Source organism: Bacillus sp. FSL E2-8868, assembly GCF_038005505.1.
GTDB lineage: Bacteria > Bacillota > Bacilli > Bacillales > Bacillaceae_G > Bacillus_A > Bacillus_A mycoides.
The window spans coordinates 131,697-153,265 of the sequence record NZ_JBBOTI010000004.1; the positions used below are offsets into that span (position 1 = coordinate 131,697).

Annotated in this window: 22 protein-coding genes and 5 pseudogenes; 10 read left to right on the forward strand and 17 right to left on the reverse strand. The window is 33.6% G+C overall.

Annotated elements, in window-relative coordinates; genetic code table 11:
• Positions 1 to 47: 47 nt before the first annotated feature.
• Both NSS74_RS25685 and NSS74_RS25690 read right to left on the reverse strand, forming a co-directional pair.
• Positions 48 to 289, reverse strand: a pseudogene (locus NSS74_RS25685) (Rpn family recombination-promoting nuclease/putative transposase); the annotation flags it as partial.
• Between the two features lie 84 nt (positions 290 to 373).
• Positions 374 to 931 (reverse strand): annotated as a pseudogene (locus NSS74_RS25690) (recombinase family protein); the annotation flags it as partial.
• Between the two features lie 203 nt (positions 932 to 1,134).
• On the opposite strand from NSS74_RS25690, the gene NSS74_RS25695 reads away from it, so the two are divergent.
• A complete protein-coding gene (locus tag NSS74_RS25695) occupies positions 1,135 to 1,509 on the forward strand; it encodes a hypothetical protein (RefSeq protein ID WP_340814556.1) in 375 nt (124 codons plus the stop codon).
• A gap of 657 nt (positions 1,510 to 2,166) precedes the next feature.
• On the opposite strand, the gene NSS74_RS25700 is transcribed toward NSS74_RS25695, so the two are convergent.
• A complete protein-coding gene (locus NSS74_RS25700; protein ID WP_340814558.1) occupies positions 2,167 to 3,132 on the reverse strand; it encodes a hypothetical protein in 966 nt (321 codons plus the stop codon).
• A gap of 779 nt (positions 3,133 to 3,911) precedes the next feature.
• On the opposite strand from NSS74_RS25700, the pseudogene NSS74_RS25705 reads away from it, so the two are divergent.
• Both NSS74_RS25705 and NSS74_RS25710 read left to right on the forward strand, forming a co-directional pair.
• A pseudogene (locus NSS74_RS25705) lies at positions 3,912 to 4,073 on the forward strand (IS3 family transposase); the annotation flags it as partial.
• Between the two features lie 62 nt (positions 4,074 to 4,135).
• Positions 4,136 to 4,366: a transposase gene (locus tag NSS74_RS25710; RefSeq protein ID WP_002144229.1), complete on the forward strand. Its 231-nt coding sequence runs from the start codon at positions 4,136 to 4,138 to the stop codon at positions 4,364 to 4,366.
• 245 nt (positions 4,367 to 4,611) lie between these two features.
• Here the strand turns inward: NSS74_RS25710 and NSS74_RS25715 are convergent, their stop codons facing one another.
• Both NSS74_RS25715 and NSS74_RS25720 read right to left on the reverse strand, forming a co-directional pair.
• A complete protein-coding gene (locus NSS74_RS25715) occupies positions 4,612 to 5,442 on the reverse strand; it encodes an ABC transporter permease (protein ID WP_002144230.1) in 831 nt (276 codons plus the stop codon).
• A complete protein-coding gene (locus NSS74_RS25720; protein WP_002144231.1) occupies positions 5,435 to 6,640 on the reverse strand; it encodes a quaternary amine ABC transporter ATP-binding protein in 1,206 nt (401 codons plus the stop codon). The genes NSS74_RS25715 and NSS74_RS25720 overlap by 8 nt, the downstream gene beginning before the upstream one ends.
• A gap of 247 nt (positions 6,641 to 6,887) precedes the next feature.
• On the opposite strand from NSS74_RS25720, the gene NSS74_RS25725 reads away from it, so the two are divergent.
• The gene (locus NSS74_RS25725) at positions 6,888 to 7,745 is read left to right on the forward strand and encodes a glycine betaine ABC transporter substrate-binding protein (RefSeq protein ID WP_002187328.1); all 858 of its coding nucleotides are present in this window, start codon (positions 6,888 to 6,890) and stop codon (positions 7,743 to 7,745) included.
• A gap of 253 nt (positions 7,746 to 7,998) precedes the next feature.
• Here the strand turns inward: NSS74_RS25725 and NSS74_RS25730 are convergent, their stop codons facing one another.
• Positions 7,999 to 8,508 carry a ClbS/DfsB family four-helix bundle protein gene (locus NSS74_RS25730; protein ID WP_002191562.1) on the reverse strand — a complete coding sequence of 170 codons (510 nt, stop codon included), beginning with the start codon at positions 8,506 to 8,508 and terminating at the stop codon, positions 7,999 to 8,001.
• A gap of 80 nt (positions 8,509 to 8,588) precedes the next feature.
• Here NSS74_RS25730 and NSS74_RS25735 point away from each other — a divergent pair, with 80 nt between their 5' ends.
• The 3 genes from NSS74_RS25735 to NSS74_RS25745 are packed head-to-tail and all read left to right on the forward strand — an operon-like array spanning position 8,589 to position 9,546.
• Positions 8,589 to 8,777 carry an HTH domain-containing protein gene (locus NSS74_RS25735; protein WP_340814559.1) on the forward strand — a complete coding sequence of 63 codons (189 nt, stop codon included), beginning with the start codon at positions 8,589 to 8,591 and terminating at the stop codon, positions 8,775 to 8,777.
• Entirely contained in the window at positions 8,771 to 9,007 is a 237-nt protein-coding gene (locus NSS74_RS25740) for a hypothetical protein (RefSeq protein ID WP_340814560.1), read from the forward strand. The genes NSS74_RS25735 and NSS74_RS25740 overlap by 7 nt, the downstream gene beginning before the upstream one ends.
• A gap of 41 nt (positions 9,008 to 9,048) precedes the next feature.
• Positions 9,049 to 9,546 carry a WYL domain-containing protein gene (locus NSS74_RS25745; RefSeq protein ID WP_340814678.1) on the forward strand — a complete coding sequence of 166 codons (498 nt, stop codon included), beginning with the start codon at positions 9,049 to 9,051 and terminating at the stop codon, positions 9,544 to 9,546.
• 220 nt (positions 9,547 to 9,766) lie between these two features.
• On the opposite strand, the gene NSS74_RS25750 is transcribed toward NSS74_RS25745, so the two are convergent.
• The 8 genes and pseudogenes from NSS74_RS25750 to NSS74_RS25785 all read right to left on the reverse strand — a co-directional run.
• Positions 9,767 to 10,174 carry a siphovirus Gp157 family protein gene (locus tag NSS74_RS25750; protein ID WP_002169654.1) on the reverse strand — a complete coding sequence of 136 codons (408 nt, stop codon included), beginning with the start codon at positions 10,172 to 10,174 and terminating at the stop codon, positions 9,767 to 9,769.
• A gap of 13 nt (positions 10,175 to 10,187) precedes the next feature.
• Positions 10,188 to 10,337, reverse strand: coding sequence for a hypothetical protein (locus NSS74_RS25755; protein ID WP_162533051.1), 150 nt, complete (start codon positions 10,335 to 10,337; stop codon positions 10,188 to 10,190).
• Entirely contained in the window at positions 10,330 to 10,593 is a 264-nt protein-coding gene (locus NSS74_RS25760; RefSeq protein WP_002169653.1) for a hypothetical protein, read from the reverse strand. The genes NSS74_RS25755 and NSS74_RS25760 overlap by 8 nt, the downstream gene beginning before the upstream one ends.
• Before the next feature lie 473 nt (positions 10,594 to 11,066).
• Complete coding sequence (locus NSS74_RS25765) at positions 11,067 to 11,246, reverse strand: hypothetical protein (protein ID WP_078177517.1); 180 nt, start codon at positions 11,244 to 11,246, stop codon at positions 11,067 to 11,069.
• Positions 11,247 to 11,430: 184 nt separating this feature from the next.
• Positions 11,431 to 11,574 carry a hypothetical protein gene (locus NSS74_RS25770; RefSeq protein WP_002144241.1) on the reverse strand — a complete coding sequence of 48 codons (144 nt, stop codon included), beginning with the start codon at positions 11,572 to 11,574 and terminating at the stop codon, positions 11,431 to 11,433.
• A gap of 681 nt (positions 11,575 to 12,255) precedes the next feature.
• Positions 12,256 to 14,056, reverse strand: a pseudogene (ltrA, locus tag NSS74_RS25775) (group II intron reverse transcriptase/maturase).
• Between the two features lie 1,496 nt (positions 14,057 to 15,552).
• A complete protein-coding gene (locus NSS74_RS25780) occupies positions 15,553 to 15,843 on the reverse strand; it encodes a DNA cytosine methyltransferase (RefSeq protein WP_367633556.1) in 291 nt (96 codons plus the stop codon).
• An 851-nt stretch (positions 15,844 to 16,694) separates the two neighbouring features.
• Positions 16,695 to 16,847: pseudogene (locus NSS74_RS25785) on the reverse strand (ABC transporter permease); the annotation flags it as partial.
• A 163-nt stretch (positions 16,848 to 17,010) separates the two neighbouring features.
• Here NSS74_RS25785 and NSS74_RS25790 point away from each other — a divergent pair.
• The 3 genes from NSS74_RS25790 (at position 17,011) to NSS74_RS25800 (ending at position 18,723) form a co-directional block, all read left to right on the forward strand.
• Positions 17,011 to 17,244 (forward strand): hypothetical protein, encoded by a 234-nt coding sequence (locus NSS74_RS25790; RefSeq protein ID WP_002191474.1) that lies wholly within the window; start codon positions 17,011 to 17,013, stop codon positions 17,242 to 17,244.
• Between the two features lie 224 nt (positions 17,245 to 17,468).
• The gene (locus NSS74_RS25795; RefSeq protein ID WP_328012514.1) at positions 17,469 to 17,714 is read left to right on the forward strand and encodes a CGEA protein; all 246 of its coding nucleotides are present in this window, start codon (positions 17,469 to 17,471) and stop codon (positions 17,712 to 17,714) included.
• Between the two features lie 31 nt (positions 17,715 to 17,745).
• Positions 17,746 to 18,723 carry a CgeB family protein gene (locus NSS74_RS25800; protein WP_199627644.1) on the forward strand — a complete coding sequence of 326 codons (978 nt, stop codon included), beginning with the start codon at positions 17,746 to 17,748 and terminating at the stop codon, positions 18,721 to 18,723.
• Positions 18,724 to 18,848: 125 nt separating this feature from the next.
• On the opposite strand, the gene pseI is transcribed toward NSS74_RS25800, so the two are convergent.
• From pseI to pseG, 3 genes are read right to left on the reverse strand one after another with little or no spacing between them, the layout of a single operon-like run.
• Positions 18,849 to 19,898, reverse strand: coding sequence for a pseudaminic acid synthase (pseI, locus tag NSS74_RS25805; protein WP_002169371.1), 1,050 nt, complete (start codon positions 19,896 to 19,898; stop codon positions 18,849 to 18,851).
• Entirely contained in the window at positions 19,891 to 20,451 is a 561-nt protein-coding gene (pseH, locus tag NSS74_RS25810; RefSeq protein WP_340814563.1) for a UDP-4-amino-4,6-dideoxy-N-acetyl-beta-L-altrosamine N-acetyltransferase, read from the reverse strand. The genes pseI and pseH overlap by 8 nt, the downstream gene beginning before the upstream one ends.
• A 1-nt stretch (position 20,452) precedes the next feature.
• A complete protein-coding gene (gene pseG / locus NSS74_RS25815) occupies positions 20,453 to 21,553 on the reverse strand; it encodes a UDP-2,4-diacetamido-2,4,6-trideoxy-beta-L-altropyranose hydrolase (protein WP_340814564.1) in 1,101 nt (366 codons plus the stop codon).
• Positions 21,554 to 21,569: the final 16 nt, after the last annotated feature.

Consider the following 21,569-nt stretch of genomic DNA (forward strand, 5'->3'; position numbering starts at 1 on the left):
GAATAGCGTATCCCTATGGATACGCACTATTATGAAGCGACTTCTTGTCGCGCCTGTATCTCTATATTCACTTGCGTGCCATTGTCTAATGTTGCTAATAAGTCTAATATGGATAACTTATCATCTTCATAAGATTTATGAAGATGTGGATCTTCTAATTGTAGAGATACAATAGGTACATCTAAAGATTCTTCTAGGATAGCGTTTAGAAATCCAGTTAAAATCTCTTCGTTCCGAATAACTGTTTAAAAGCGAAATCAATACGTAAATTTACTAATTTTGTGGACATGGGTTTCCTCTCCCTGTCTTTCTATTCTTCTTACTATTTTATAATGTAATTCTTTATATAAGCAAATTCATCTTTTTCAGTTTATTTATTTTTTCGTATGTATCGGTAAAGCGTAGCCTGACTAATACCTGTCATGTTTACAATTTCTTGTATGCTATATTCTTTAGAATCATATAACTTTAATGCCCTTTGAATGAAGCTATCCTTAACACGAGGACGTCCACCGACTCTCCCCCTTGCTCTTGCACTTTCAAGTCCCTCTTGAGTACGTTGAGAAATTAAGTCTCTTTCAAACTGGCTGAATGCTTGAAATACTGTTAACATCAATTTTCCTTGAGGTGTATTAGTATCAAATTGCTCTTTGATACTAATTAGCTTAACTCCCTTATTCTCAAAAAAATCAACAAGTTCAATTAAATCTTTGGTACTTCTTCCTAATCTAGAAAAGCTTTCAACAACTAATGTATCACCTGGTCTAATTTTATCTTTTAATCGAGCAAGCTCTGGACGATCACTTTTCGTACCTGTTACTTTTTCAGTTAAAATTTCAGTACAGTTATAATTTTGAAGCATGTCTAGTTGACGAATCAAATCTTGTCGTTGAGTACTTACCCTTGCGTAGCCATAAATGTATGAATTCATGAAATCACCTAACCTTTACAAGATAATTTTATCATAAAGGGTAGTTAAAGTTAATTTGATTTTGACAATAGTTTTGATAACACAGTTAAGCGATTTATAAAGATTAAATTTTGTTCATTTTACATTTATCAAAAAACATCGTTTTTGAAACGCTTATAAATAATAAATCTAATAATTATGTACTTTGTAATAGGTAAGAGTTTATGATAAAAATAGGAAATATCCCAAAAAACACACGAGGGGCGTTGATTAAGATTTTTTTTAAAGACTTTAACTACAAAAATGAAGGTGATTATTTATATCCAGTTGAGTATTATCAATTTCGCCAAGCAAGCACACATAATACATTCAAAGTTGAACTATTATGTTTTGACGATCGTTATGATTTCCATTTAACAATTGATAATGAAGCTATCTCTTCAAAGTATAGACTTGTAACAAGCATCTCCTTTGAAATTTATGAAGAATTTGGATTTGAGCCTTATGATTTTAGTTCTAAACACGCTACTCTACAAAGGGCAATTGATATGGCAAGTGCAATTGCAAAGAAATATTGTGAAAATCCAGTTAATCAATAATAAGTAAAGACCAGATATTATATCCGGTCTTTTTTGTATTTGCTGTATGTTAAGGTGATTTTCCTGTTAAATTATAACAATTATTAATACGTCTTTTAAATTTGAGGTTAAGGACTCAAATTTAAAAGAAAAAGAGAACCCAAATGGATTCTCTTTTCTTGGCATATTTACAACATGGAGAATACTGAGACAACTCTTTCTGTGACTTTACCCATAAAGTTGCCGCTAAAGGAAGCATATCCTTGCCGGAAATTACATGTTTTTGAGGAGATTTAGTTGATTGTTCGAGGGAAAAGGAAGCATATCTTTGCCGTGGATAAATTATTAACCCATAAGCTTGCCGTGAATGCTGTTGGTTTGTAATAAAGTTTGATCAAAAGCATGCTACAAAAATTGATTTTTCAACAGAAGAAACCCAAACATTTTGAAAAAAGTTTGATCAAAATGCTTGGGTTATTTGTTGCTAGTGAATAATTTTTTATAAAAAGTTTAATCATTTTTCTACCTGTGTTTGCTCTACAATCGCGCCCTTTAATCGAATAAACCACTAATTATTTTTGCTCTCGAAAATCTTCGATTGTAAAGTACACTAACTCTTCTCCACGCGAAATGAGCTCTTGCACAATTTTAATAGTCCGTGGTTCTGTGTAATCAACTTCAGTTGGACTCATCTCGAAGGGCTCGACGGCGTTCGTGCAGCACCAGCAGGATAATCATCCCCATTATTACACCTAAGACGATGCCGGCCTGTGTGGTCAACAACCATGCCAATGGGTACTCTGGGGAGGGTGGCGCATCGAGTCGAACTGAAGATAAGGCGGAATAGAGGTTGTTGGAGAACAACGCTCCCGATGAAATCCATGTCGCTGCCATAGGAGGTAGAAACCACCTTGATCCACGGCGGGATGATACCACCAGTATGCCCCACGCACCAGCAAAGGACCACACACCTGTACTCAATGACAGCAGGTACCACCATACATCGCGTCCCTCCATAGTTGCCTGGTCGATGCCAAAAGAGCCACCAACTGCCCAAAACACCTTGATGACACCGAGCAGAATGCAACCGGCAGCGACAATCCTAGCTAAGATGATCTGTAGTTGTAAAGTATTGCCCGGCAACTCCTTGTAGTCGGTTGTGCCACTCAGCGCCTCTGGCCAACGTGCCATTGCATACCCCGCTAATGCAAGCGGCAGGAAGATGCCAATCCCGAAAAGTGAGATCATGACGAAGATCTGCTCGTATACCCAGAAGTCGGCGGCACCTGCTTCTTGATCCCGGATCATAGCTGCAGGGCCCAGAATCGGTGCAATCAACAAAATGGGAACGAGCAAACCGGTACCAACCCAAATGGGTAGAGCGACCAACCACGCAGGTAGCCGCTCCCCCCATGGCCTGCAAAACGCCATTGCAAGAAGGATGCCAATCGCAGCGAGAACGGCGGTTACTGCGTTTATAATGCGCCAGCTGGCGTCACCCATTTGCTCGGTTGGAAGGAAGAAACCAAAAGTCCATACAATTTTGATCAGCAGGTAAGGTGTTACTGCTATTGCCGCACTATAACCGCAGACTCTACGCAACCTCATCAATCTTAAGGCCTTCCTCTCTGCACTAATTGCCATCTTCTCATCTCCTCTACAAGTTCTAACTCACTTTGTTTCATAATTATATATTCACAACTATCCTAATGCCTTTAAACCTTTTTTGTACAACTTTCAAGTACTTATATTTCCAAGACTCATATTAGTGCCTTCCTTACATAAGATAGTTACTCTAGATTATCGAATAAAATGCCATAACTTAACTTCAATTTCCCTTTGAATAAACCTTTCCTTAATTCCATTAGATGGCCTTTTAGTGGAGTAACTTTATTGCCGCTCAACAGTTCCTTAATCCGCCTTTCAGTTCAGATTTTCTTTTCACTATAAAAACATCCCCTTAGATAAACAGATCCAAAGGGACAAAACATCGCGTCTTTTTTATAAACACCGTGACTTTATTTAAAAGCGACATTAAAAATATTCTTCAAATCCTGGAAGCATAAGTTTGCCGCAAACAAAAAGAACCATAAGCTTGCCGAAGCGGCAAACTTATGGTTCATATCACACAAAACTTTATTAGGGGAAAGTTTTAAAAAACGCCCTTATAACAATACTTACATAAATGTAATATATAGTAAATTAATAGAATTAAGACTGACTATTCTTAATTTTTAAAAATTAAATCCTCGCCATACTAATGTGGTTAGATATCCAGTACTTCATGAAACATTAATAGAAATTGAAATTACTCTTCGTCTATCTCGTATTCATTAATATATTAATAATCGGATGTATCTGTTCATGAATATGGTAATCTGATTAAGATTCCCACAACACAAGTCCTACCTACCAGAAATTAGTCAAAAAGAGGAAACTGTTGGGATAAAGCACCACAAGAATCGTTTTTTGGCCATCTGAAAGATAAAGCATATATAAAACCTTACGAGTGTTTTACTGAGTTGAAACAAGAGATAAAGAAATATATGACATACCTTAATCATTATAGATATCACTGGAATTAAAAAGGATTGGAGATGCTACAATAAATTGCACACTAAGTTAAAAGAAAAAGGTGATTCAGTTTATGAGTAGAAAAGTCTATAATCGTCAATTTAAATTGGCTGCAGTCCAATTACTATTGGAAGAGAATATGTTTGTGAAAGAGGTTTCAAAAGAATTATCTATCCATTCGAATACTCTTTATCATTGGATAAGTGAATATGGAGAAAGTGCGTTACCATTGGGAATTTGTTTTACCCACATTTTCAATGGAGTAGCAATTGGCATTCTTAGTTCTTTAGCAATCGTATCATAACTCCGTCCATCATTTTTATACAAATGTACAGCTTTCAATTTAAATGTATCTGCATATTTTTGAAATGTTTTTTTTCATTAAAATATCCCTTCAAGTATAGTGTAACATTCCACATTAAGAATGTAGTCTTTTTACACTTTCTACTTAAAAGGGATAATACCAACTAATATTACCTTACTTGCACCAGCTTTAAGCAATAAATTTCTCGCGGTTTCAAATGATAACTTTTAGTATGTACATTATAATTATTTTTTATGAAAACCTTGTGTAATTCGATCTAATATAATTGCAATTACTACAATAGCAAGGCCTGCTTCAAAGCCCATACCTATATTAACTTGTGTAACCGACCGATAAACGTCTACGCCAAGACCTGGTGCACCGACAAGAGATGCAGTGACAACCATTGATAGAGAAAGCATAATACTCTGATTTACACCAGCCATGATTGTTCCAGTTGCAAGTGGAAGCTGTACTTTGAATAGTTTCTGTGACGATGTTGAACCAAAGGCATTAGCTGCTTCAATTAAATCTTCTGGTACTTGCCTAATCCCTAACTCAGTAAAGCGAATAGTAGGTGGCATTGCAAAAATAACAGATGCAATAATACCTGGTACTACTCCAACACCAAAGAATGTAATTGCCGGAATAAGATAAACAAATGCAGGCATTGTTTGCATAAAATCAAGAGTTGGTTTTAAAAATTTGGAAAACCTTTCGTTCTGAGATGCCAAAATCCCAATTGGTATACCTATAATGATAGAGATAATAACAGACGTCAAGACAAGCGCTAGTGTTTGCATAGTCTGTTCCCAATAGTTAACGTTAAGGATAAACAGAAATCCAATTAAAGAAAATACTATAAGTGAAATTTTACGGGAGGTGTACCAAACTAATAGGCATGTGATTGTAATAAAAATAATGGCTGGGATAAATATTAATAGATTTGTTAATAAATCAACAAATCCTCCGATAATAAAAGAAAATCCTTTGAAAAACCCTTCGAAATGCTGATACAAACTTGTAACAAGTGTATCAACCCATTCTCCTAAAGGAATACGTGGAATACTATTCATTATCATTCACCTCTTCCTCTACATTTCCTGCTAAAGCTTGAATAATACTTTCACGCTTTATTATCCCTCGTAATCTATGTTTATCATCTAGAACAGGAAGAGGTAACTTTGCCTTAACCATTTTTATATACATTTCTTCTAATAGAGTATCTAAATAAACAGGAGGAATGTCTGTTACTAATAAATCCGCTATCGGAACCTGTCTTTTAACAGCTTTACTAGCATTATCAGCAGTTAAGACACCTAAAAACTCATGTTTCTTATTCACTACATATACGCTAGAAACACTAGCATTTTTCATGATTTGGAGTGCAACACGTGGACCGCGATCAATTAATAAGGTTTCCGGTCTTTTCATAATGGATTCAGAGGTTAAAACTTTTCCTAAATTTACATCAGCAACAAATTGCTCTACAAATTCATTTGCAGGGCTCACCATAATTTCTTCTGGTGTTCCAATTTGAACAATTTCTCCGTCTTTCATTAAAGCAATACGATCACCAATTCGGAGTGCTTCATCTAGATCGTGTGTAATAAAAATAATCGTTTTTTTCATTTTATCTTGCAGTTCTAATAATTCATTTTGCATTTCTTTTCGAATAATCGGATCTAACGCACTAAATGATTCATCCATCAGTAGGACATCTGGATTATTTGTTAGTGCTCTTGCGATACCAACACGCTGCTGCATACCACCGCTAAGTTGTTCCGGATAACTATCTTTATTGTTTTCTAAACCTACTAATTTTAGAGATTCTAACGCTTTTGTTTCTCGTTCTTCTTTTGATACTTTTTGTATTTCTAAACCATATGCAACATTTTGTAAAACCGTTCGATGAGGGAATAAGGCGAATTTTTGAAATACCATACTCATTTTGTTTCTTCTTACTTTTCGAAGAGATTCTTTTCCCATTGTTGCGATATCTTCACCATCAATATATATATGGCCAGAAGTCGGTTTGATTAACTGATTTAACATACGAACAAGTGTAGATTTCCCACTACCGGATAATCCCATAATGACAAATATTTCACCAGCATAAACATCGAATTTTGCCTGCTTCACGCCAATATTCATACCAGTTTCTTTTAATATAGCAGCTTTGCTTTTTCCCTCTTCTAGTAAAGCGATTCCTTTAGAAGGATTCTTTCCAAATACTTTTGTAACGTTTTCAACACGTAATTTCGTTTCTTTCATTCTTTCACTCCTTTTCTTTGACTCTATACAAATACTTTAACTATTTCTAAACCAAATAGTACATTACAATAGTTCATCAAAGACTTTTTTTTATTTTTTTGTTAAGCTATTAATAGTTAGTTTATATTATTCATAGTTATAATTATAAAATATTTATTTATAATTATAAAGTATTTAGCTTTACTGAAATAATTTTCTACGTTAGTTAAAGAAGAAATATCTAATCATAGAGACTAGGAGGAGCTTGATGAAGAAAAAAATATGGCTTCTGTGCATACTATTATTAATTAGCATAATTACTACTTCTTGTAGTGGCGCGAACAGTAATGCAAAGGGAAAAATTAAAATTGGTGTAACGAGTTGGAAAGAAAACATAGCTACCGCAAATATGTGGAAAGTATTACTTGAGGAAAAAGGTTATAAAGTTGAATTGTTATATTTAGAAAAGGCAGCCGTTTGGACCGGGGTAGCACGAGGAGATGTGGACGCCAACTTAGAGGTCTGGCTACCAATTACTGATAAGCCATTATATGAAAAATATAAGGATGATGTTGTAATAAAATCAGCGTGGTATAAAGGTACTGGTCTTGGTTTAGTTGTTCCTTCATACATGACAGATATCAATAGTATTGAGGATTTGAATGCAAATAAGGATAAATTTAACAATAAAATTATTGGTATTGAACCTGGTAGCAGTTTAATGGGCTTAACAGATAAAGCGATACACAAATATGGGATAGAGCTAAATCTTGTTCAATCTTCAGAAGCCGCTATGATGAGTGAATTAAAAAAAGCATATAATCAAAAGAAACCCATTGCAGTAACATTATGGAATCCACATTGGGCTTTTTCAGAGTTTGATCTTAAATATTTAAAAGATCCTAAAAAGGTGTATGGAGAAAAAGATGATATTTATTACTCTGTTCGTAAAGGATTTGAAAAAGATTATCCAGAGCTTATAAAGTATTTTGATAACTGGAACATGACCGATGAGCAACTCGGAACGTTGATGACCATGATTAATGAATCGAATGACCCTGAACAGGCCGCTGAAAAATGGATAAAAAAGAATAAAAAATTAGTAGATACATGGATGAAAAAGTAATCATTTATGGGGTACGGCAACCATTCCTTCTTTTTGGAGCCACTCGTAAATAAAAAGAAAGAGAAGTGATGTTTTCATATAATCATTTCTCTTTCTTTTTATTAGCTTGATAGCGATGAGGTTCCTTCAACAAAGCGCGAATTTCGTACACTAAGAAAATTCAAATAAATAAAGTCCATTTCTTTTAGTGTATAAGAAATGGACTTTATTGTCTTTTGTCTAACTTTCTGGATACTTACTTTTCTTAAATTACTTATAAAACTATTTTTTTCCATTTACGAATTTTAGTTCTGAAATTCGTAAATGGAGCAACTGTATTGATATGCACCCATTTCCAAACAGGCCACATTGCTTTTGTTGTGGCCCATTTTCTTTGTTCTGATTGGAATAATTCTTTTTCAGAAAGATCATTTATCCAATCGACTAACTTTCGAACTAACTTTGTCAATTCTTCCTCCTGCTGTTTTAAAGTTAAAACACCGTACTGCTCATAAAAAGATTGATAAAGTTTACCTAAGTTATTCCATTTGTAGTCTGGAGTGGGCGTTTGTACGTCAAGTCCACATTGTTCGTCTTTTTCCCACGATAACAACAAGTTGATCCACCCCAATTGATAAGAAAGTATTTCAGAAGGAGATTTATCCACTTCAGAGATATGTTTATCTCTCAACTCTTCAGGAATCACCTTAAATTCTTCAATAAATTTCTTATAGGCTTTATCGATTGATTCAATTAATTCTTCAGCATTAGAGTACTGTTTCATAATACTTTCACACCTTTATTTTTGATACCTTCAGTATATGATAGAATGGTATCAAAACATGATACCATTAGGAGCTTTTTATGAAAAAAGACGAGCGACTCATTCAAGAAATGATCTATATCAATTCAAAAAAGAATTTTAACCTTAACGACTTGATTGGAGAATTCGATATTTCTAGAAGTACCGCCTTACGAGACATTTCTTCCTTAGAAGAACTAGGTGTTCCTCTTTATTCTGAAAAGGGAAGTCATGGTGATATCACGTGTTAGAAAATCAACTTCTACCACCAATTTATTTTAGTAATAATGAATTACATTCTATATTCTTTTCGCTACAACTATTAAAAACATTGCTAAAAACTCCATTTGATAAAGACTACAAAGAAATTAAAGAAAAACTATTAGCTATACTGCCAAAGAAGCAAAAAGAAATGGTTCAACAGGCGGATCAAGTCATCCAATTTGTAGGAACAAATCAAAAAAAGAGTCTCCCTTTTTAGGAGAACTTTTCTCTGCAATATTCAATAAAAAGGTAATAGAAATCAGTTATTGTCGCTATGGCAACAATCAAAGAGTCATTCAACACCTAAGATTATTAATCACGGATGGAAATTGGTATTGCTTTAGTTGGGATTTAGACAAAAACGAATTTCGAAATTTTCGTTGTGACTATATTCAATCCGTAAAGTATAAAGATAAAGAAAGCATTCCTTTTACTGAAGAGACAATTAGTTCTTTATTTAGAAAACAATTCAATACACAACGCCCTTTTTCTTTTAAAGTCAAAGTTAGTGATAAAGGGGTCGAACAGTTCTATAAACGCATTTACGATAACATATCTCTTCAAGAAGAACAAAATAAATACATTATTGGGACTTTTGGAGAAAAGGAGATAGATTTTCTAGTTCAGTATTTTTTGTATTTCGGTAAAGAAATTAAAATCATTTCTCCAGAAATGCTACGCTCCAAATATAAGGAATATTTAAAAGATATATTGGCGGATTGTTATAAGATAGAAAGTAGATCACATACAAAATAGTAGGTCAAACTCGCACAAAATAAAATAACATTCCTTATTTAATTTCAATTAGGTTTTTGATGCCATTTCTATAGATATATTTAGACGGAAGTGAAATGACTTGATTTTTGATGAAGAACTATTAAAACATATTTCTTCATTAGGATGGAAACATAGTAATTTCCTAGGAGAATACCGATTTAATTAGAAAGAAATTGCACCTTCAACTTAAGAATATTCACTAGTCCACCGTTATCAAGTTAATATTTATAATGCCCCCAGAACGAAATTTTTTTTGTCTTTTATAGCAACAAGATTCATTTTTATCGTTTTGGGGGTACTTTTTATTTTTAACTTGATGGGCATGTATGGTGACCCCTAATAAGATCATTTGCTGATATAAGTAATCTTTTAAGCTCTTACAGTTGTTTTCTACCGCTCTTCTACGGTCTGCTAATCGTTTTTCTTCTAACTTGATAGCTTCTGTATCTGCTTCAAGGTTGCGGATTAATAGAGCGATATTTTGCGCCTTATCTTGAATGCTTTCTTCAATTGCTTGTAATGTATCTTCCAATGCTGATGGATCTACGCCATCCTCAATCATCATTTGTAGTTCGCGGTAATTATTTGTTAAGTCATAAAGTTTCATAGTTTATTTCCTCCTAGAACGGCATTTCGCCATGTGGTTTATTTGTTAAAACTGTGATTACATAGTCAAGATCTATCTTTTTCACACTGTCTTGTTCTTTATCAGACATTTGTTTTAAAGTTTCGATTGCACGTTCTACATGTTTATCTTTAATTTCAACCACATCTTTCACCCCATCCGATTGTTTTCCCGCAATCTACACAATAGTCATACTGCGGTTCCATAACTGCTTCACCAGGGATGTATCCATAATGCGTATCTATGTTTTTGTGCTTGCATTTAGCTTGTTTTTCTTTTTTTTTCCTTTCTAGAACCACTGAGCAATATTGTTCTTCATGGACTTTTGCGCCGTGTTTTGTAAGTAGGCGTTTTCCGCAATGATCACATTGATACAAGGTTTGATTTGTTAAAACTTTCATTTCCACATTCCTCCTTATTTACTACGAAAAGTCGATGTGATATAATGAAGGCATCTTAATCTTTCGACTTTTCGAGAAACGCCCTGTCTCCCAACTGGGCGTTTTTTCATTTTTAATATCCAAACCGTCTTAGGGGTAAGTCGTTTTTTTATTTTGTTTTGATAATTTCTAACTATTCTGTTAAAATGTAATTACCGTTGTGTTACAACCGGCCTGTGCTTCTGTACGGGCTTTTTATTATGCTAGTTTTTAGCTAGCGGATACATTATTCTCACTCCTTTCTGATGCTTCGCGCATCGGAATATCCAGGAACCCATTTGCTAGGTGGGAGATACCAGTAGATTACTGAATATTCAGACGAGAGAAGGCTTGTCTATATTTGTGAATTTGTGGTATTATAAGTTTGTAAGGTCGCCAATTCGACCTTACCCTTATAAAATGAGCCGTTGAGTTTCACACTCATGGCTCATTTTTTATTTAGCTTTAGACTCTTTTTTTAGTTCTAAAAGCGTATGGAACGTATTTCTTTTAATCGTTTCTAACAGTTGAAATGCTTCATGTGGCGTATAATCTTCTTCCTCAACTAATCTCGCAAGACCAGTAATTATTAGCTGTTGACCAAAACTCTCTAGATTCAATTCATCTTTATTCAATTCCCATTCCCCTCTCTATTTAGCTAGAGTGATATACTCTTCTAAGGACTTTTCAATTGGACACATTTACCACTTTTTATTTTTGAAAATTATGATAATATAACTTTACCGAGTCCCTTCATTCTCGGTACAACTCATATTAGAGAGCCCCGAATCCCTCAACATCCCTTTGCTCGGGGCTCTTCTATTTAATTAACTCCGCTAAAACGATGTATCCATGATGATTTACAATAGCTTCCGCGCTGTTATGTACTCCTCTAGCCTTTAAATCTCGTATCATTTTGATGATGTTTTCTCGTTCTTCTTTATCTCGCTGCTGTTTATCCATTGCTTTATCACCTTATTTATCTATTAGGGGTCACCATACATGCCCATCAACCTAACAGAACAAGTTGCCCCCAAAATGAAATTTCTATGTTTGATTAAGCCCTTTTTGTTTTAAAGATTGTATACTACTTTATAGTGATGACAATAGTAGCTCTAAAAAAATAGTGTTCTCAAGATATTTATCTTAAGAACACTATTTTCTAATTCAGCTGTATTTAAAATACTAACGGTGATTACTATTTGATACGCATATTCATCCTCCTTTAGTCCAAAATGAAGTTTTCATAAAAATTCATTGCAATGTATTTAAATATTATAATTTGTATATATTACATGTAAATAATGTGTTAGTATTAATTATGAAGATATTTACCAACTAACTTTTATGCCCTAGTCGTGCGCCGCACTAGGGCATATTCTCATTTTTTAAAATACATAAAAAAATTTAAAATCAATATATTTCGTTATTAATTAAAGTGATATATTATATTTAGAGAAGAGTAAGGTAAGAGTTACTCTTTGCCATTTTAGGAAAGGGCCTGCTATTTATAGCAGGTCCTTTTTTGTCAAACTACAGCTAAACTAGTTGCGATAGGTAAGACTTTGAAGTTATCTCCATCTTTTCCCCCGCTTAGCACTGTACGTGCGACTTTCATCGCATACAGCGCCCCATCTTATCCTTTTATACTAAAGTAACTAGATTACAAGCTTTACGGAGTTTGTTTATTTTCTTCAATTGTTTATCGTTCAATTGAAGAATTCTCATATATGTTCTAATCGTCTCGTCATTTGTAGCGTGAATCAATCTGTGGACAAATTCATGTACAATAATCAGGTTATTAAACTCGTCAGTTCCTCCCATACCTTTCGGTATTTTATGGTGACAGTGCACATCTTCAGCTATTAAGAAGATTCCGATGACAGCGCATTTACCATTTTGCATGGAATACCTGGATATTCTGTTATCTGTATACTCCATGCTTTGTCCTTTATTGGAGGATAGCAACATCTTTTGCATTTCATTGGCAATGTTACCTTTTAGGCTTTTGATGAGTTTTTGTCTTCCTTGCTTAGTATAATTGCATATGTCTTGACTAAAACTTTGAGGGAATCGTGTTTGTATGTCCGCTAGTGGATATACATGATTGCCTGCTATTTCAAAGGTTCTATAATTGTTCCTATGAGTTCTTTTGTATAATGCATTCGCATTGGTAGGAATCTTATATTTCCCTATTGATTTTAGACGATTAAACAAAGTTTTCGAGAGACGAAAGGCTATTTCAGCAAAGTCTATAGTTACATGTGTTGCAATTTTGTAATAATTTTTTATACCAAGCACATAAGAGTTATAGTCCTGTACTGTTTTCCCTGATGGGCTTTTTTGAATTGCTTTAATCCTTGTCTTTGCTTTTTCAAGGATATCCTTTTTCTTTTTCTCGCTTACATGTGTGTTTGCCACATATCTTTCGCGCTTTTTAACAGATTTGATAGAGAACCCCAGAAAATCGGAAGATTTTCTTTTTAGGTTAGTTATAGTCGATTTTTCATTAGATATATTAAGGTTTAATTGATTTTTAAGATAACCTTCTACTGCATGGAATATTTTGATTGCAGATTGATGATTGTTAGTAAATATTTTAAAATCATCTGCGTATCTAACGATATGCATTTTCTTCAATTTTGTTTTTATCAGCAATGGATTTTTGGTTGCTGTTGTGTATGGTCTTCTTGTTTTAATATTCTCCCATTGCCTAGATATCCACCAATCCAAATCGTTTAATACAACATTACTAAGTAATGGGCTTAGGATTCCTCCTTGCGGAGTTCCTTTTGTAGGAATACCTTTTCCTTCGATTGGTGCTTTTAACATTTTAGAGATAATTGTCAGCACCCTTTTATCAGTTATGCCTATGTTGTATAGTTGTTTTAATAACTTGGAATGGTTCACGTTGTCAAAGAAACCTTATATATCAATGTCTACTACGTGACTAAATCTTCCTCTGTTTATCAGATATTGACACCTAGCCATTGCATGGTGTGTTGACCTGTTAGGTCTGAATCTATATGAATGCTTGTGGAATTTTGCCTCGCATATTGGTTCTAGAACCTGTTTGAACATTTGTTGAATCAATCTATCTCTCATTGTAAGGGATTCCTAATGGGCGTTTCTTCCCATTAGGTTTAGGTATTTCTACCCTACGTACCGTATTTGGTTTGTAATTTGTGAGAGTTTTTCTAATATCGTCAACGAAGGACTTTACATCTTCCATTTTATAATGGTCGATTGTGATACCATCTGTTCCTTCAGTTTTAGAACCACTGTTAGCCTTTATACTTCTATATGCCAATAGAATATTTTCTTTTGATATGATGTATTTATATAGATTTACACCTTTAGTAGCGTTATTTTCACTACGTTGGTATAAATCATCGAACACTTTTTGTATATCGTAATATTCTGCATGTCGTAATGTTGTACTCACCGATGTATTATTTCCCCTTTCTTACGAAAAGTCCCATCATCTTACTCGATCCTGTGAGTTAAATCTAGTTAATTTAGTTTTCAAAGAACAAGACTAGGGACTATCCCTCCACATTCGTTACATGCTTCGTCGGTACTTTGTCCCCACCTTCACAAGAATGAAGCAATTTCGGTTCGTTAGAACCTTATATGCATCTGTCCGCTAGTAGGCGTTGGTGACAGTTTCTTGCTTACCACGTTCCGATTGACTTAGCTATACATATATCCTTAGGTGCTTGCTTTAAGCCTGTTATCTTTACACCCTCATCGTTAGATGTTCCGAATTTCGTATCCTTTACTCTTACTTTTCGGTAGATAACGTCATCATTGACGACATACAAATTTCTATTGTATTAATAATTTAGACCCGTACATTCGCAAGTTCGCCAGTCCGTTATTTTAGACATTCTCACCATAGATATTTTGTAGCATCCCGACCTATCCATTACCATATGATTTCTCACTTAGGTTTTGTTCAGCCGACTTCACCTAGCTACATACAATTTGTGACTACTATCACGCCTTGCATGTAGGAGTATTAGATAAGTAGTTTCAGCTCAACCTGACGGCTTTCATTCCTACTTTCAGTCAAACAGTTGTTGTTATCAAATTAATAACCCTCCTACTTCGTGTTTGCACACTTATGAGGAAACGTGTCGCACAAAGGATTATTTTGTTCAGATTCTGGAAAAGTGTTAATATTCTTCATAAAGGAGGTCTACTAATGAAAAATTTATGGAGGAAAGTTTCTTTAATTGCTTTCATAGTAATTGTCCTTTTAATAATTTTCTATTTTGGCGGTATGTCACTTTTCTGGAACCAACCCTAAATTACATTCAAAAAATAAGCTCCACTTGGATAAAACTCAATATACTGTCAATACTGTATATGACACTTGATTTTCTCCTTGTTCCCCTTTGGAGATACCGAGCAGTTAGTGAAAACTCACTGCTCTTTTTGTTTGTCTGAATAAAATTATAAATCCCGGCCACTCTATAGATAGGCTGTTAAACAGCTATAATCGATTTGTAGAACCCAAACTCTTTCTCTCTTTCCTTGGAGGCGAGCAGTTAGCTTTTGCTAGCTGCTCTTTTTATTTCACTGTCACCCATTAGATAAACGTTCATATATTATTTTGTGCCATCCTTTTTATGAGTAAGCTCTTCATTTTATTTCCGCATAACCTTCATGAAAGAGCACTGTTCGAAGGTGCTCTTTTCTATTCGTCCGAATAAAATTCTGAATTATGTCCTATACTATAAATGGGCTGATACAGCTTGAATTCACAGTGACCTCTGTAATGTTCTTTTTCCCTTTCTCTGAGGGTTGAGCAGGTAGCTTTTGCTAGCTGCTCTCTTATTTTTTATTAGCTTGTCACCTTTTAATAAGGCACGTTCACTCATATACCCTCTCATTAAAAGAGGGCTTTTTTATTACATACAAAATGAATTTTTATAATTAACTAGCTATCAATTGACCCTGCAGCATATCAAGCAACTCTTCAAATATCGCTTCTAGAACATCAACTACAATACTATTGCCAGCTAATGCATATAACGTTGCATTTCGCTTTCCTGGCTTTGTTGGAAACTCCTTTAGCATAAGTTCATAATCTTCATCATTGAATCCTAGTAATCTCCAACACTCACGTTGTGTTAAATAACGATACTGTGGTTCGTTTAATCGAATAATTCCTGCATTTGGACAACGATCTTGTCTTTCGGTTATGGTATAACAATATTCATCAATTACATCTAGCTACCGTTTATAACTTCCCGTTGGATTGGGATTAAATTCTTTAATTTTATTTAGCATCGATGGAATGAGGAAGACAATTTACGATATACAGTGTTTGCGTATGACAATGAAATGCTAAAATCTAAATGATATGGAAGTTTAGCATTTAAAAGATAGAACTAAGAATATGAATGGAACAAAGTAATATTAATGATTACACTTAAAAACCATCTGAATTTTCGTTAACTTTTATATATTGTGAGCAGAATGAAAAATATCAAAAAGTTGATTTAGAAAAAGCACTGCCAAAATCTTCAGCAATGCTTTTCGATTAGACGTACTACGATAATGAGCGTCTACTTTCTTCTATATGTTTGCTCATGAATAGAATACAAATTTGTATTTAACATAAGTTCTGTATATTTATATATATTTACTTTAATTTCAAAATACGTTCTATTATCCTTATTGTACATAAAGAAAGGTAGAGCATGCAAACAGGCTCTTATGCTATCTCACATAAGAATCTGCCCAAATCCTTGAACTACTCACCACTTAACGTCCTAACGGACTATTTGAAGTGGTGAGTAGTTCAAATATGTGCTCTTTTTATTTAATTTTGTTTACACACTTAAACGAAATTAGCATATATTATTATATACTAATCCAAGACTCATATAGTCTACTTTACTAAGAGCGCTCATCTATGCGCTCTTTTTTTGTTTTCAGATAACACTTCTGTTTAGTTTTCTTTTTGCTGTAAATGAGTTGCATCCCAAACTTCTCTTCCTAGCCTATATATTTCTCGCATATCAGTCGGCCCTGTCCATTTCCCTGTTTTATCCCATTTCTTTAAGAAGGAACTCATTTTGGAATAAGACTTTAACAAAAGTATTTGCTGGTACATTTTGATTAACTTTACTCACAGCTCTAAAAGCAGATGCTCTTACAAGCTTATTTTTTTTATCATCACAATAATCCACTTTTAGATTAACACAAGGTTCTTCCTCATGTTTTTTTATTACATTTTTCATATTAGTGATACCACTTACTGTTTTTACGTTTTTATATAATTCTAGTTTTTTATTAGTCCAAACAGTTCATATTGCTACCACATACAATATAAAATGTTTGGACTGTATTATATCAATCAAAACTTAAAGTTAGGAGGGTTTAAATATGGCAGCATGTACAGGTTTAGCTTGTGTTATATTCTCTTCATGGCCAAAGGGAACAGTTGTTACAATTACCACTAGATCAGGTCAAATTATTGGTCCTGCTACTTTTTCACAGTTCATTGCGAATACTTGTGCGGTTGTATTAGTTGAAGAAGATGTGATAACCCCCTCTTCTACCAATACTATATTCATAAGTTGTGAAGATATTGAAAGTGTTACTTTAACCACCCCTTAAGATGCTTCAGGTGGTTAAAGTTCAATCCATAGTTAAGACATTCTAATGAATGTCTTAACTATGGATAATCTAATCAAAATGCTCCAAAATGTATTATTCCATTGTATCTATCATTTCAATAAGTTGCTTTAAACTGAATTTTTTCCCTTCTAAAGGTTACTTGTCTACACATCCCTCTACATACTTTCATATGATATAGTATATTGTTTAAAGGAGGGATAAATTTGTTCTTATGTAATTTTTTTCGTTGTTCAGGTGGAGTATGTAGTATTTTTAAAAATTTACAACCAGGCGAAGTCGTTACTGTGACTGGTAAATCTGGAAATATTATTGGACCTGCTATTTTTACAAATTTTAACCCTAATACTTGTATCGTCACATTAGAAGAGGAAAATTCAGTTACTCCTCCTACTACAAGTATTACTAAGATCAGTTGTAAAGAAATAGAAAGTGTTACATTTATCTCATAATATATTTTAAACCTAAAGCAGGGATTGAAATATGAAACTCTTATACATTACTTCTGGTTACTCAAAAATCTATCAATATCTAGATCAAAGCATACAGAGAACACTTATCGATCAAAATTTCGAATTGTTAGCAGTACAGCCGAGTGAATTAATAGAGCAATTGGATTTCATTACGGCAACGTTTCATCCTGATATTGTTTTCACCTTATTAGGTAATCATCTACCACAAAAAGCAATTCAATATTTTAAAAAAAGGAACATTAAATTAGCTGTCTGGTTAACAGAGGACCCATTTTATATAGATACCTCTCTTCTTCTATTAAATAACTTTGATTTTATATTTACTATTGATAGTGAAGCACTTAAATATTATTCAGGTTTAGGATATACCAATGTATACCACTTACCATTAGCAACTAATATAGATGTATTTAAGCCTGGTCTAAGAAATTCGAAATATAAAAGTGAAATATTGTTCATTGGATATCCTTATCCAACCCGAGTAAAATTGATGCAGTTTCTTTTGGAAAAAACCCCTTATCACTATACTGTTATTGGTCAACACTGGAGAAATAAGTTAATTAAAAAATGGCGGAATCACCGAAGAATTAAAATTATAGAAGAATGGATTCCACCTCAAGAAGTTGCACTCTATTATAATAACGCTAGTCTTATATTAAACCCTCATCGTAGTCATCTATTTTCACAGAATAAAAATAAAAATAAAGTGAAAAATAGTACCATTAATAATCGTACGTTTGATATTGCAGCTTGCCAAGGCTTTCAAATTATAGAAGAAAAATCTGACCTTTCATCTTTCTTCAATAAAGATGAAATTATATCCTATAATAGCTTTGAGGACTGTTTAAATAAAGTATCTTTTCATTTGAATGATACGATTTCGAAAAGATTAATGGTCGAAAAAATTCATACAAAAGTTATTACACAGCATACTTTTCATGAGAGAATCCATTTTATTACGACTATTTTACAATCACAACTTCATTAGGTTATTAAATTAAAAATATCTTTTCTTCTATAATCATTCTGAATAAATTAAAATGCCTTTTCATTAAATTGAAAAGGCATTTTAATTTATTCAACGAATTCCTAGTAGTATCTAATTGTACCCTATCAAATAAGATCCCACGAAACAGGCGTTCCTTTTTCAATGTCCTTATTCGCTTTCTTTCCGATAATTTTGGATAGGTGTTTTGGTAATAAGCCATTACCTGGTCTAATAGCTTTAATATTTTCTATCGTGAAAGCCTCTCCCGCTTTTATGTTTTCTACAACATATAATGACCTTCTAAATTTTAAAGAATCTTTTTCTAAATCAGTAGGGCCATAATATACTTTTCCCAAAGATTCCCATGCTTTTTCAGTTTCGCTTACTAATAATTTAAATTCAGCAGGTTCCATTGAAAAATCAGCGTCAACTCCTCCATCCGATCTCGAAAGCGTTAAATGTTTCTCAATTACTGTGGCTCCCAAGGCGACACTCGCTACAGATACTCCTACCCCAAGTGTATGATCAGACAAACCTACTTCACATTTAAATAACTCCTTCATATGAGGTATCGTAGCTATATTTGTAGATTTCGGAGATGCAGGATACGTACTTGTACATTTTAATAGAATTAATTCTTTACATCCCTCTTCTCTCGCAGCTCTTACTGTTTCATCTAATTCAGCAATAGAAGCCATACCTGTCGAAATGATTATTGGTTTTCCTGTCGTTGCTACTTTACGTATGAGGGGAATATCAGTATTTTCAAAAGATGCGATTTTATAACAAGAAACATTCAATGATTCTAGAAAATCTACAGCAGTTTCATCAAATGGAGTACTAAATGGTATCATTCCTAATTCTATACAGCGATCAAAAATGGGTTTATGCCACTCCCATGGTGTATATGCTTCTTTATATAAATGATAAAGTGTTTTACCTTTCCATAAGCTTTTCGTATCCTGAATTAAAAAATCACCATTTTCTATATTTAAAGTCATTGTATCTGGTGTATATGTTTGAATTTTAAATCCTTGTGCTCCAGCCTCTGCTGCTGCCTCTACAATTTGCAAGGCTCTATCTAATGATTGATTATGATTCCCTGACATTTCTGCAATAATAAATGGTGGCGAGCTATTGCCAATCTCTCTACCCCCGATATATAAATTACTCATATTTTTCACCTTCAATTTCTTTTTTTATAGCTTCTTTCCTTTCCATCCATTGTTCATAAAAAAGGGTCATTGTAATAACGTCGATAAATTCATTATCCCTGAAAATATGGTTCACATATCTTCCATCTTCCTGGAAGCCGAGTTTCTGATGAAAGTTTAAACTAATACGATTTGATTCTAATATTTCTGCACATACTTTTTGTATGCCATTTGTTTCAAAAATATAGTCTAATGCTACTATACCTAATACAGTTCCAGCACGCCTTACACTCTGTTTGTCTCCTATATAAAATCCCCAATTACAAGTTCGATCTATTTTATTTATTTTTGTAAAATTAACAAATCCAATTGGCTTTTCTTTATATATTAGTAATCTTGCAATCATTGTTTCATCATATTTTATTTTTTCAAACCATTTATAGTGTTCGTCTATTGTTATTTTATGATCTTCGTACATAACAGAACGAATTTCTTCTGTATTCCTCCACTTTAAAATAAGATTTAAATCTTTCTTTTCTATACATTTCAAATGGAATTTTTCAATGTTTAACATACTATCCTCCTAAAATAATTTTTGTTATTTCATCCGAATTACTGGCACACTTTATGGCAAGAGCTTTATTAGACATTTCTCTCACTTTATCTGAATCTGTTAAAAGTTTGTTTAGACATTTCGTAATGGTTTCATCTGAAACACTTTCAGCTGTACCGATATTCCATGTAGCTCCGGCCTCCGCCACAGCTTTGGTTACTTCTATTTGATTTTGTGCAGTTGTAATTGTTATAGAAGGTAATCCAAGAAAACAGCGCTCCCATGTTGTTGTTCCCCCAGCTCCTATCCCTAAATCCGCTCGTATCATAAACTCTTCAATATTCTCTATTTGACAATAAAATGAAGCGTTTGAAATGCTCTTGCAATAATTTTGAATATCTTTCTTATGAGGATTTTGGCTTCCTACCACTACATCTATTTTTAAAGTATCACTATTAATATTTTGTATAGCTCTTAACGTTTTTAATGTCTCATTCGTTACATCGTGCCCACCAAAAAATATAAAAATATGTTCAACCGCACCCGTTCTTTTTCGTAAAAATTTCTTAGCAGAATGGAACTCTGGCCGTAATATGGCATATTTAGGTCCTAATTTTATTAAAGAGTGCTCTGGTATTAATTCTTTATAGCGTTCATTAAGGCTTTCGTATAGATTTTGATCTAGTAACAACTCACAATCATGTACTCGATCTGCAAGATCATCAATTACCATAATCTTTTTTACAGTTTTTCTTAAAACAGTTTCCCATTTTTTATCTAATCCATAATGATCAACTATTAACCAATCAAATCGTGGGAGTTGTGACAATATATCATTGGTTTGTTGTGCATCAACAAACCAATGACATTTTAGCCAATATAAATAACTTCCATATACTGCATTTGAGTATTCAGTATTTTCATCATTTGTATCTAATAAAAATACGTGGAATCCCTTACTTAAAATATATTGCTGAAGATCACCTTGTAGCTTACGACAAATGAAATAAATTTGCGCACCTTTATTCTGTAACTCCTGAGCCAGTGTTAAACAACGCATAATATGGCCGGTCCCTATTTCAATAGATGCATCAGCGCGAAAGACAATTTTTTTCTCATCCAAGTTACTCCCTCCTCGT

Excerpts from the sequence above, each read along its gene's own strand:
- NSS74_RS25730 (WP_002191562.1), bottom strand. The coding sequence starts at position 8,508 with ATGAAACAGTACTCTAATGCTGAAGAATTAATTGAATCAATCGATAAA.
- NSS74_RS25695 (WP_340814556.1), top strand. The coding sequence starts at position 1,135 with ATGATAAAAATAGGAAATATCCCAAAAAACACACGAGGGGCGTTGATT.
- NSS74_RS25790 (WP_002191474.1), top strand. The coding sequence starts at position 17,011 with ATGGCAGCATGTACAGGTTTAGCTTGTGTTATATTCTCTTCATGGCCA.
- NSS74_RS25720 (WP_002144231.1), bottom strand. The coding sequence starts at position 6,640 with ATGAAAGAAACGAAATTACGTGTTGAAAACGTTACAAAAGTATTTGGA.
- NSS74_RS25750 (WP_002169654.1), bottom strand. The coding sequence starts at position 10,174 with ATGAAACTTTATGACTTAACAAATAATTACCGCGAACTACAAATGATG.
- pseH (WP_340814563.1), bottom strand. The coding sequence starts at position 20,451 with ATGTTAAACATTGAAAAATTCCATTTGAAATGTATAGAAAAGAAAGAT.
- NSS74_RS25760 (WP_002169653.1), bottom strand. The coding sequence starts at position 10,593 with ATGAAAGTTTTAACAAATCAAACCTTGTATCAATGTGATCATTGCGGA.
- NSS74_RS25715 (WP_002144230.1), bottom strand. The coding sequence starts at position 5,442 with ATGAATAGTATTCCACGTATTCCTTTAGGAGAATGGGTTGATACACTT.
- pseI (WP_002169371.1), bottom strand. The coding sequence starts at position 19,898 with ATGAGTAATTTATATATCGGGGGTAGAGAGATTGGCAATAGCTCGCCA.
- NSS74_RS25735 (WP_340814559.1), top strand. The coding sequence starts at position 8,589 with ATGAAAAAAGACGAGCGACTCATTCAAGAAATGATCTATATCAATTCA.
- NSS74_RS25725 (WP_002187328.1), top strand. The coding sequence starts at position 6,888 with ATGAAGAAAAAAATATGGCTTCTGTGCATACTATTATTAATTAGCATA.
- NSS74_RS25770 (WP_002144241.1), bottom strand. The coding sequence starts at position 11,574 with ATGGATAAACAGCAGCGAGATAAAGAAGAACGAGAAAACATCATCAAA.
- NSS74_RS25800 (WP_199627644.1), top strand. The coding sequence starts at position 17,746 with ATGAAACTCTTATACATTACTTCTGGTTACTCAAAAATCTATCAATAT.
- NSS74_RS25700 (WP_340814558.1), bottom strand. The coding sequence starts at position 3,132 with ATGGCAATTAGTGCAGAGAGGAAGGCCTTAAGATTGATGAGGTTGCGT.
- NSS74_RS25710 (WP_002144229.1), top strand. The coding sequence starts at position 4,136 with ATGAGTAGAAAAGTCTATAATCGTCAATTTAAATTGGCTGCAGTCCAA.